The 7194-nt window shown below is 61.7% G+C and carries 12 protein-coding genes; 10 read left to right on the top strand and 2 right to left on the bottom strand.

Annotated features, from left to right (window positions below; all coding sequences use genetic code 11):
* Positions 1 to 1729, top strand: a 1729-nt coding sequence (locus AC07VL_RS27280) for a phage head spike fiber domain-containing protein (RefSeq protein WP_494808638.1), incomplete at its 5' end; no start/stop codon positions are given.
* Between the two features lie 17 nt (positions 1730 to 1746).
* On the opposite strand, the gene AC07VL_RS27275 is transcribed toward AC07VL_RS27280, so the two are convergent.
* Positions 1747 to 1896, bottom strand: a complete 150-nt coding sequence (locus AC07VL_RS27275) for a hypothetical protein (RefSeq protein WP_494806119.1) — start codon at positions 1894 to 1896, stop codon at positions 1747 to 1749.
* 4 nt (positions 1897 to 1900) lie between these two features.
* On the opposite strand from AC07VL_RS27275, the gene AC07VL_RS27270 reads away from it, so the two are divergent.
* The 4 genes from AC07VL_RS27270 to AC07VL_RS27255 are packed head-to-tail and all read left to right on the top strand — an operon-like array spanning position 1901 to position 3322.
* Positions 1901 to 2230, top strand: coding sequence for a hypothetical protein (locus tag AC07VL_RS27270; protein WP_494808637.1), 330 nt, complete (start codon positions 1901 to 1903; stop codon positions 2228 to 2230).
* A complete protein-coding gene (locus AC07VL_RS27265; protein WP_290608216.1) occupies positions 2227 to 2664 on the top strand; it encodes a D-Ala-D-Ala carboxypeptidase family metallohydrolase in 438 nt (145 codons plus the stop codon). Before AC07VL_RS27270 ends, AC07VL_RS27265 begins: the two co-directional genes overlap by 4 nt.
* Positions 2661 to 3056 carry a hypothetical protein gene (locus AC07VL_RS27260; protein WP_494808636.1) on the top strand — a complete coding sequence of 132 codons (396 nt, stop codon included), beginning with the start codon at positions 2661 to 2663 and terminating at the stop codon, positions 3054 to 3056. Before AC07VL_RS27265 ends, AC07VL_RS27260 begins: the two co-directional genes overlap by 4 nt.
* On the top strand, positions 3053 to 3322 hold the full coding sequence (locus tag AC07VL_RS27255; RefSeq protein WP_494808635.1) for a hypothetical protein: 270 nt from the start codon (positions 3053 to 3055) through the stop codon (positions 3320 to 3322). The genes AC07VL_RS27260 and AC07VL_RS27255 overlap by 4 nt, the downstream gene beginning before the upstream one ends.
* Before the next feature lie 10 nt (positions 3323 to 3332).
* On the opposite strand, the gene AC07VL_RS27250 is transcribed toward AC07VL_RS27255, so the two are convergent.
* Entirely contained in the window at positions 3333 to 4583 is a 1251-nt protein-coding gene (locus tag AC07VL_RS27250) for a tyrosine-type recombinase/integrase (RefSeq protein ID WP_494808634.1), read from the bottom strand.
* A gap of 171 nt (positions 4584 to 4754) precedes the next feature.
* Here AC07VL_RS27250 and AC07VL_RS27245 point away from each other — a divergent pair, with 171 nt between their 5' ends.
* From AC07VL_RS27245 to AC07VL_RS27225, 5 genes are all read left to right on the top strand, one after another.
* On the top strand, positions 4755 to 4967 hold the full coding sequence (locus AC07VL_RS27245) for a hypothetical protein (RefSeq protein WP_494808633.1): 213 nt from the start codon (positions 4755 to 4757) through the stop codon (positions 4965 to 4967).
* A gap of 430 nt (positions 4968 to 5397) precedes the next feature.
* Complete coding sequence (locus AC07VL_RS27240) at positions 5398 to 5769, top strand: phiTE_015 family protein (protein ID WP_494808632.1); 372 nt, start codon at positions 5398 to 5400, stop codon at positions 5767 to 5769.
* A gap of 10 nt (positions 5770 to 5779) precedes the next feature.
* Entirely contained in the window at positions 5780 to 5968 is a 189-nt protein-coding gene (locus tag AC07VL_RS27235) for a DUF1653 domain-containing protein (RefSeq protein ID WP_034782199.1), read from the top strand.
* 47 nt (positions 5969 to 6015) lie between these two features.
* On the top strand, positions 6016 to 6486 hold the full coding sequence (locus AC07VL_RS27230) for a CreA family protein (RefSeq protein WP_314637841.1): 471 nt from the start codon (positions 6016 to 6018) through the stop codon (positions 6484 to 6486).
* A 10-nt stretch (positions 6487 to 6496) separates the two neighbouring features.
* Complete coding sequence (locus AC07VL_RS27225; protein ID WP_494808631.1) at positions 6497 to 7036, top strand: hypothetical protein; 540 nt, start codon at positions 6497 to 6499, stop codon at positions 7034 to 7036.
* The last annotated feature ends 158 nt before the right edge of the window (positions 7037 to 7194 follow it).

Below are 7194 nucleotides of genomic sequence, written 5' to 3'. Positions count from 1 at the left end.
TGGCGTTTCCATCGTTCCCGATATTGCCATCACACCAGAGGGTAGTACAGGCGCTGCAAAGCTCGTGGAAGGGACGAACAATGATACCTTGCATGAGTTGTATCGGTCCTTCGTCGCTGTTGCGGCGCGCCGCACGACGGTATCGATCTGCGTCAAGGCTGCAGGACGCAGTAAGGTACGGCTGTCTCAGGTCACGACCGGCTTTGCTATTGGCGCAGCGGCGATTTTCGATCTCGCTGCGGGGACGGTTGGTGCGGTTTCATATTTTGGCGGGATGACGGGCGCCCTGGCGAGCATCGTGCCGCTGGGCAACGGATGGTATCGCTGCGCGATTGAGCTGACTACATCGGTGGATGGCACTTGGTATCTTGCGCTGGACCTGGTGACAGGGACGAACACCTTGGGCTACCTTGGTGATGGGGTAAGCGGGGTCTATATCACGCATGCACAGATCGAGACTGGCGGGCTGTCTTCCTACTATCCGGCGACGGTCAGTTTCACCGGGCGCGCGTCGACGGGCACGTTTATTGGCAACAACGGGCTGCTGCAGACGGCGGCGGCCAATGTGGCTCGGATGCAATACAACCCGCTGAATCTGGCGGCACCGCCATTTTTGTTGCTGGAGCCGGCTGCGACGAATTTGGCCCTGCAATCGGGGGATATTTCCAGCGCAAGTTGGGGTATCCGCTGGGGCGGTGGTGCATCTGTCGTGGCAGATGCCGCCGTTCTCGCTCCTGATGGGACGCTCGCATACAAGGTTAGCCCGACTTCCGGCGGTTCCGGCATTGGACAAGGTATTTCTTTGACGGCCGGCACCACCTATACGTTCAGCATGTGGGTTGCCGCTGGAGGCGCTCCGCGCAGCTTGGGGGTGTGGTCCGCTTCCGGTCTTGTCTTGGCATCCACGACTGTTCCGGCAAATTTACCTATGACGAGGTATCGCGTCACTTATACGGCCGTTACCACCGGGGTGCATTACTTCGGGCTGCAGGGCATCTTCGTCGGCGATTCCCTGTGGTGCGCCTGCGGACAGGTGCAGGCAGGTAGCTATGCGGATTCATACATCCCGACCACGACCGCTGCCGTGACGCGGGCGGCCGACATCGCCGCCTCGGCGCCAGGTGTACGCCCGGCCGGCTACATCGATGCCTGGCAGACCTACGGCTACGACAGCGGGATGCTGCCGGCATGCCCCGCCACCGCCGCAGTGATCGACGGCTTCACGCCGCTGCAGGCCGCCAGCGCCTATGGCAATGGCGGTGGCGCCTATGCGCGCCATTGGCTGCCGGAACCCATGACCGCGCGGGGCTTGGCGATCGACATCAAGGACCCGGCCAACCTGCAAGGATATGTCGAGGCCGGGCGCCTGGTTGCGGGTGCATACTGGTCGCCCGCCAACAACCCGGAGTATGGCGCGTCGGTGACGATCATGGACGCCAGCACGCATGCCCGCAGCGACGCCGGCGACCTGTGGACCGATTTCGGCACGCGCGCGCGCAAGATGCCTCTGCAGCTGAGCGCGCTGCCGGCGGCCGACCGCACGGCGTTGTTCGGCATCGTGCGCCGAAATGGCATGTCCGGCGCCATGCTGGTCAGCTTGTTCCCTGAATCGGCCGACCCGGAGCTGGAGCGCGACCACACCATCTTCGGGCGCCTGTCGTCGGTCTCGGCGATGAGCATTCCGTACTACGAAAACTACGCGATGCCGCTGGAAATCGAGGAGCTTTAACCGCTGTTCCGCTTGCATCACCACAAACCCGCTTCGGCGGGTTTTTTCATTTCCACCACCTGAAAGGCATCCATGGCCATCGAAACAACCGCCGCCGGCGGCGCACTGATCAAAATTTTTGGCATCCCGGTCCTGGCCGGCGCTGCCGCAACCTCACTGGGATTCATGTTTATGTGGCCAAAAACTGCCAAGGAAGCGGGCGTGCGCTTCTTCGTCACCATTCTGTTTTCCGCCTTGATGGGCCCGGCCCTGGTCGTGGTCGTGCGCAACTGGATGCCGGGCCTGTTCGACAGCGCGCGCGCCGTGGCCGTGTTGTACGGCAGCGACCCGGCCCTGGGCTTTCTGTTCATCGCCGCGCCGCTGATGGTGGCCGCCGGCTTGCCCGCCTGGTGGGTGCTGGGCGCCACGGTGCGCTGGCTCGACAAGCGCCGCGACAAGGATATCGGTGAGCTGGCGCGCGATGCGGCCGCTGTCGTCCGTGACGTGCGGGGTGGCATGTGAACCTGAGCCCCCATTTCAGCCTGGCCGAACTGGTCGCCTCTCAGGTGGCCACCCGCAAGGGCATCGACAACACGCCGGCGCCCGCCATCGTCGCCAACCTCACGCGCCTGGCCGCGCTGCTCGAGCAGGTGCGCGCGCTGGTCGGTGCGCCCATCGCCATTTCCAGCGGCTACCGCTCGCCAGCGCTGAACAAGGCCGTGGGTGGCGCGGCCAACAGCGCCCACGTGCTGGGCCTGGCTGCCGATATCAGCACGGCCAAGCTGGCGCCCAAGGCGCTGGCCCTGCTGATCCGGCAAAGCGATATCGCCTTCGACCAGCTGATCTACGAAGGCACGTGGGTGCACATCGCCCTGTCGGCTGGCGCGCCGCGGCGCCAGGTCCTGACGGCCAAGTTTGCCGGCGGCGGCGTCAGCTACGTGGCGGGCATTGTATGAGCGCCCTGGGCACGTTGGCGGCCGGAGCCGTCAGCGGCATCTGGAAGGCGGCCGCCATCGTGCTGGTCGCCGCGCTGCTGCTGGTGGCCAGCTTCGCCGCGACCGGCTGGTGGCTGGCGGCTGGCGACCGTGACGCCGCGCGCGCGGCGCTGGTGCAGGAGCAGGGCGTCGGCGCAGCGCTGCGGGCCTCGATCAGCGAGCAAAACCGCGCCATCGATGGCATGGCCAAGGCAACCCTGGCGGCGCAGGAGCGCGGCGCGGCGGCGCAGGCGGCCGCCGCTGCCAAGGGCAGGAAGTACGATGTCGCCCTGGCGCAGGTGGCTGGCGCGCGCGCCACGACCTGCGACGAGGCCATGCCGACTGTCAGGCAGCTGATGGAGGGCCTGCGATGAAAATCGGCAACTTGAGCAAATTGGCAGGTTTGGTTGTCGTGGCGCTGTCGGCTGGCTGCACCGTTGCGCCGCCGGCCTCGCAGCTGGTCGAAGTTCCCGTATTTACACCATGTGTAAAGATGGAAATACAGCGGCCCGCCTACGAATTCGACAAGCTGACGCCAGCGGCAACGGATGGCGAGATAATCCTAGCACTGGCGCGGGACTGGGCACGCGGTCAGAAGTATGAGGCGGAACTGGAGGCGATTGTCACTGGCTGCCGATAACGCCACTGCCTCAGCGCGCTACCGAGCGCAGTGGCACGACGTTCCATGGCTGGCCCGATTCACACGCGCCTATGAATGCCGCCCACAACTCCAGTGCGGCGCGCCGCTCCGGAATTTCCTCGCGTACATCGTAAATCCCCTCCATGCCCTTCAGCGCATGATTCAGGGCGATTTCTGAAATATCTTTTGATACGCCCAGGTTGCGCATGTGGCTCTTGGCGGTGCTGCGCGTGTCATGCGGCGTGAAACGCTGTACGTCGATGTCTCCACGTTCAAACGCCCGGGTGAGGGCGGCCCACAGCGTGGTGCGTCCCACGCACTTGCCGGCGCGCCGAGCGCTTCGGGCTGGTAGAACCCATTCCGATCCATCCGACAATTCTCTTAGCCGCCGGAACCAAGCGCTGACAGTTGGGGTGATAGGCACCAAAAAGCCCTGACGCGTTTTGACTGAGTCGTCAGGAACGTACCATGTTCCTGCGACAAAATCGACATGCTCCCAGCGCGCTTTGACCAGTTCGACCGTGCGCACGCAGGTGGCCAGCATCACCCGAAACGCCAGCGCGTTCTCGGCGCCAATATCGTCAATCCCCGAAAGCAGCGCTCTCAAATCTTGCTCCGACAGCATCACGCGCTTTTTCACGGGCGGCTTTGGGCCGAGCATCGCGGTTAGCTTGATGCCTACGCATGGGTTAATCGAGATGATTTGCTTACCAACGGCATGATCAAACAGTTTTGACACCGATGTGAGAATGCGCTTTTGAATGGCCCATGATCGCCTCGACGTCTCCAGCATGTGCACGATGTCAGCCGGAGACACTGCGCGCACCTCCATCGACCCCAACTTCGGGCGAATGATCTTCTTAAAATCCCACTCCCGATAATAAATTGTATTCTCGACGTATTGCTCAAGGGTAAGATTTTTGACCGAGTAATCATCGATAAGCGCGCCCACTAGCCAGGCCGCGCGCGATTTCAGCCGCTCCGTGCGCTTCATTGCCGCAGGATCCAGGCCGCCATCAATCTCCACGCGCCGCTTGCTGGCAAGCTTGCGCGCGGCCGCCAGTGTAATATCGGGATAGTTTCCAATGGTCAATTCTTTGGCTTTGGCGTCTCGCATATAGCGTAGCACCCATGTCGCCGTCCCAGCTTTCGAGAGCGTGAATGTCAGGCCGCCGCCATCAGTTTTGGCGATAGGCTTGCCATCCGCCACCCATCGCCGAATTTGCATGTCATCTAACTTGTTGCTGCCTCGCTTTGCCATTGTCCGCGCTCCATCCACCAAATTTGTAGCTAGGCGACTCTGGCTACAAATCTAGCTACAAATTATCAATGCGCTAGTATGCGTTAACGTGCGACAGATATATACTAAAATTTCACCGCCATGGGGCATTCCGCCGGCGAGTGCCACAGGAAGATCGACCAAGATTCATGGATGAAAGTAGCAGGTGGCGAGTTTCATGGGAAAAATCCTTGCTTGATAGGTAAAGGCAGCGCCTGGCGCTGCGGTCATGACTGCGGCGATGATTGCATGCCGATAGCCGCGAATCTTACCGCATGCCTGCCGCTGGCGTCCTGCCCGGCCCGGTTCGCGCGCGCTTTATTTGCTTGGCGGGAAAAAGAGTATGAAAAAAGTATTTATTTTTAACCAATCGTGGCGCATGAATATTATGTTTTTGTGTATGATTGATCAACCCCTATGTTTGATTTGGCATAAGTGGCCGGCGCCGCATGCTGCGTATGGCCATTTAACGCGACAAAGGTGTAAAGTTTCTCGCTAAAACGCGATAAAAACTACTAAAATGGCAGAATGTAACAACTGTGTCACACGGCTTTGTTACAGCCAAGTTAACACCCAGACTGGAAGCAGTTGTAATTAGTTGTAATTGCTATTCCGACTTACATGACCACTGTGCCTGGGGCGGAACGTGGATTCCGTCCCTGGCGCCGCCAGACTTGTTATATAAATTGCAGTACTATATCTATGAGACTGTTTTGCGACATCAATAGATGGTACTATTTTGAAATGTTGCAGTTTTAATAGTGAGACTTGCGCGTAGCATTTGCAAAGGAAGAAAATGCGAACTGCATTTGAAGCGTGGGCGCAGCGTGACGGCCACATTGTGCGGCGAAGAGAAGACAAACCGGACGAGTACCTGATTTTCGAGACCCAGCGCCGCTGGGTCATCTGGCAGGCGGCTCTGACGCATGGCAAGACGGCGGCCAAGCCGCGGGTCAGCGCGGCTGAAAAAGCGGCCAAGGCACAGCGCGCCCTGGAAATGTCGGCCGATGAAGCGACCGTGCGCAACAAGGTGCTCAATGAGGTGCTCGATGCCTTCAGCGGCGCCGACGGTGCCGCCGGCATGGAAGGCATTCTGAAAGTGATCCAGGGCCTGAAGATGAAGCAGAAGGCACTGGCCGACGACAAGAGCGAAGATTCCACGGCTTGAGGGGGCGGCGATGCGTTATCGGCACTACAAGGGCGGCATTTACGAACTGGTGTGCGAAGCCACGCTGGAAGCGGACCTGACGCCGATGATCGTCTATCGCGCCGCGGACGGTTCCATCTGGACTCGGCCGAAAGACGTGTTCTTTCAGCTGATCGAGGTCGAAGGCGTCATGGTGCAGCGTTTTGCCCCCATCAACTGATGGCCGTGTCCGCGCGCGCCTGCAGGCTTACCTCGAAGAGTCACTTCATGCATAAATTGCTGGCCGCTACACTGTTGCTGGGCGCCGCGTGCGCCGCGGCGCAGGCGGAAACCATCGGCTCCGTCGATACTGTCTTTAAGCTGATCGGCCCCGACCACAAGATCGTCGTGGAAGCCTATGACGATCCCCGCGTCGGCGGCGTCAGCTGCTATCTGTCGCGCGCCAAGACGGGCGGCATCAAGGGCGCCGTCGGCCTGGCCGAGGACAAGGCCGATGCCGCCGTGGCCTGCCGCCAGGTGGGGCCGCTGCAATTCAAGGGCAAGCTGCCGCGCCAGGAAGAGGTGTTTACCGAGCGCGCCTCGATCTTCTTCAAGCACGTGCGCGTCGTGCGCATGGTCGACAGCAAGCGCAATGCGCTGGTCTACCTCGTGTATTCCGACCGCCTGATCGAGGGCAGCCCGAAAAACAGCGTGACTGCCGTCGCCGTGCCTGGCGAGCAGCCTATCCCCGTCCGTTAAGCGAGTTCCCATGCGTGGATCATCGTCTGCCGCTCTTGCCGCCAAGGCGCTGCTGCTGTGCAGCCTGGGTGGCTGCGCCACCCTGACGGGAAATAGCGACCAGATGGTGCTGGTGCAAACCATCCAGGACAACCGCGAACTGACGGGCGCCGGCTGCATCCTCAGCAACGACGTGGGCAAGTGGTTCGTCACGACGCCGGGGCGCATCATCATCCGCAAGAGCCGCGAGCCGCTCAAGGTCGATTGCCGCAAGCACGGCTCGCCCGCCATCGCGACGGACGGCAGCATCGATCCCAAGCTCAATGCCAGCATCTGGGGCAATGTCATCCTGACCCTGGGCGTCGGCTATTTCGTCGACCGCAACACGGGCGCCGGCTTCGACTACCCTTCGACCTTGACCATCGTCATGCAGGACCCGGCGCGCCTGGCGCCGCCGCCCGCGCCCGTTCCCGCACCGCCGCCGCCCGCCACGCCGGGCGAGGCGACGCCGCAGAGCGTGGTGCTGCCGAAGGTGTCGCCGCTGCCGATTCCCGATCCCGTCGTCTACTGATTAATATGCCGCGCGTGAAAAAGCCGCCAGGTCAGCGCATGACCGTGGCGGCTTTTTCCTTATGCAGCGACGCCCGACAAAACCGTAGCGGGCGGGAGCTGGCGGCGGGCGGGAAGCGCGGCCGTACATGAAGTACGGCGCGCCTCGCTGGCCGCCAG

It is taken from the genome of Janthinobacterium sp. GW821-FHT03C08 (assembly GCF_059420905.1).
This window is presented reverse-complemented; position numbering and strand designations above follow the sequence as displayed.

Bases quoted from the DNA above. Each gene is read 5' to 3' on its own strand.
- AC07VL_RS27275 (WP_494806119.1), bottom strand. From the start codon at position 1,896: ATGAATCCCAGTGAGGTTGCGGCAGCGCCGGCCAGGACCGGGATGCCA.
- AC07VL_RS27270 (WP_494808637.1), top strand. From the start codon at position 1,901: ATGTGGCCAAAAACTGCCAAGGAAGCGGGCGTGCGCTTCTTCGTCACC.
- AC07VL_RS27260 (WP_494808636.1), top strand. From the start codon at position 2,661: ATGAGCGCCCTGGGCACGTTGGCGGCCGGAGCCGTCAGCGGCATCTGG.
- AC07VL_RS27255 (WP_494808635.1), top strand. From the start codon at position 3,053: ATGAAAATCGGCAACTTGAGCAAATTGGCAGGTTTGGTTGTCGTGGCG.
- AC07VL_RS27250 (WP_494808634.1), bottom strand. From the start codon at position 4,583: ATGGCAAAGCGAGGCAGCAACAAGTTAGATGACATGCAAATTCGGCGA.
- AC07VL_RS27245 (WP_494808633.1), top strand. From the start codon at position 4,755: ATGAAAGTAGCAGGTGGCGAGTTTCATGGGAAAAATCCTTGCTTGATA.
- AC07VL_RS27240 (WP_494808632.1), top strand. From the start codon at position 5,398: ATGCGAACTGCATTTGAAGCGTGGGCGCAGCGTGACGGCCACATTGTG.
- AC07VL_RS27235 (WP_034782199.1), top strand. From the start codon at position 5,780: ATGCGTTATCGGCACTACAAGGGCGGCATTTACGAACTGGTGTGCGAA.
- AC07VL_RS27230 (WP_314637841.1), top strand. From the start codon at position 6,016: ATGCATAAATTGCTGGCCGCTACACTGTTGCTGGGCGCCGCGTGCGCC.
- AC07VL_RS27225 (WP_494808631.1), top strand. From the start codon at position 6,497: ATGCGTGGATCATCGTCTGCCGCTCTTGCCGCCAAGGCGCTGCTGCTG.